The organism is Anaerolineales bacterium (assembly GCA_022866145.1).
In the GTDB taxonomy this organism is placed as follows: Bacteria; Chloroflexota; Anaerolineae; order Anaerolineales; family E44-bin32; genus PFL42.
This window is the reverse complement of the sequence record JALHUE010000120.1, coordinates 1-2,007: the sequence shown is the minus strand read 5'-3', so window position 1 is coordinate 2,007 and position 2,007 is coordinate 1. Positions and strand designations below refer to the sequence as shown.

General features: G+C 65.7%; 1 protein-coding gene. It reads right to left on the bottom strand.

Features of this window, described 5'->3' with window-relative positions; all coding sequences use genetic code 11:
- A partial coding sequence (locus MUO23_03780) for a hypothetical protein (protein MCJ7512072.1) occupies positions 1–291 on the bottom strand: 291 nt, incomplete at its 3' end.
- Positions 292–2,007: the final 1,716 nt, after the last annotated feature.

Sequence of the window (2,007 nt, the reverse complement as noted above, 5' to 3'; positions counted from 1 at the left end):
GGCAAAGTCCAGCGTGAGTTCCCCGGTCACGGCGGCCGTTTCGCCGACCACCGTCTTGGGATTGCCTGCGAGCACCTCGTCGATGACGAAGCGTGCGACAGTTTCCCCGGGGATGAAGGTGTACGTGGCTGCGCCGGCGGCTTGCGTCGGCTCGCCTGCTACCGGAGCTTGGGTCGGCTGCGGCGCTGGGGGCTCGGGGCTGGCCGGTTCGATGGGAGATGCGGCCGGCGCGCATCCGGCGGCGAGCGCCGCCATCAGCAACCCCATCGCAAGGATGGTACGGGTAGACATGCACATTCTCCTCTAAGGGCCCCGAATCCTCAGGGGCAAGCGGGTTGGCGGCATATGGACAGACTTTGTGAATTGTATTGATGCCTCCCCTGAATCCAGCTTAGAAATCAGTGAGTCCCAACGGGCCCCTATTTGCCAGAAGCCGCAGCCCGACCGACCTAGAGTGTACTGTTTCGTAAAGGTGTACACAGTGAACGAGGGTCATGTGACGTATCCTTCCCGTTGCACAGAGTCCCCTTATGGGGAGACGGGGAGGAGCATCCATGACCCTCGAAGACAGCATACACGCGTTTCGTCTGCGCGTCATGGCGCGGGCGCAAGAGCTGCACAACGTGACGCAGGCGTGCCGGGAATTCGGGATCTCGCGCACCTTGTTCTACCGTTGGCGGAAGCGGTACCTGGCCTACGGCCGGGATGGCCTGCACCCCCGCCGGCTGGGCTCGCTTGGGGTCCAGTTCAGCTGGCCGACCAGCTCCGCCGTCCGGAACAGGGCGGCCTGCGCATCGCCCCCAGCACGATCTACCGGCTGCTGCGGCGGATGGGGCTGCAGACCCGCTGGGAGCGTCTGGCGGTGCTCGAAGCGCACAGCGCTCAGGCAGCGGGATTGTTGACCGAACGGACGCGACGCCAGCTGGCCGCCGCTCAGCGCCGTCAGGCACCGCACATCCAGGCGAACCAGCCTGGGGAACTGGTGTGTGTGGATACGTTCTACGTGGGCAAGCTGAAGGGCGTGGGGAAAGTGTGGCAATACACCGCCTGCGACGCGGCTTGCTCGTTCGCCGTGGCTCAGGTGAGCTTGGAGTTCTCGGCCCAGGCCGCCACCCGCCTCTTGACCGGGCCGGGTCTTGCCGACTTGCCAGGCTGCCGGCTGGCCGCTCCAGCGCATCCTGACAGATCAAGGCAACGAATCCCGGGGAGCTTTCGACCGGGCCTGCGCGGAGCGGGACATCCGCCATACTCGCACCAAGCCTCGGCACGCCTGGACCAACGGCTTCGTCGAGAGATTGCAGGGCACTATCCTCAGCGAGCTCTGGCGCACACCTGCACTGCGCCGCACGCAGTGCGGTGCAAGTGTCGAGTTCCGCCGACGGTTCTTCACCAGCGCAGCCGCTATGCAAACTGTGCTCGATCGTTACCTGGACTTCTACAACCGCCGCCGTTCCCATCAGGGATACAGGACCCGAGGCCGAACACCCGGTGAGATCTTCTTCCCCCTGGGGAGGCAAGCGTGACAAGCAAACGCGAGATCAAAGTGTCAACACCTATACGGTATAGGACAACCTAGAGGAAGGGGAGCAACGGCTGTGGGGAGAGGGTGCGCAGGCTGGAGGGGACCGCTGCAGGCGGCGGTCACCCGGCGGGGATTGCCTCGCTGCGGCCAGGCGGCGCCCGCCGACGGCTTTCCCCCGGGCGAGTGGGTGGCGATTGTGCGGGTCGGGCATCGAACGGCCTTCGCCTGGGGCAGCTTGGCCGGCATCGGCCGTTGGCCGAGAATCGACCCCGCCTGGGCGCCGGTCTTGGTGCCGGAGCGTCGTGCGAGGCAAACCTGGGTAGGCCTCGGGCCTGGCGGAGGGGTATGGCAGCCTATGTGATCGTCGACATCGAGGTGACTGACCCGGCGCGGTATCAGGAGTACATGCGTCTGGCGCCGGCAACGCTGGAACGGTATGGAGGGCGGTATCTCGCTCGAGGCGGGGCGACGGAAATCCTGGAAGG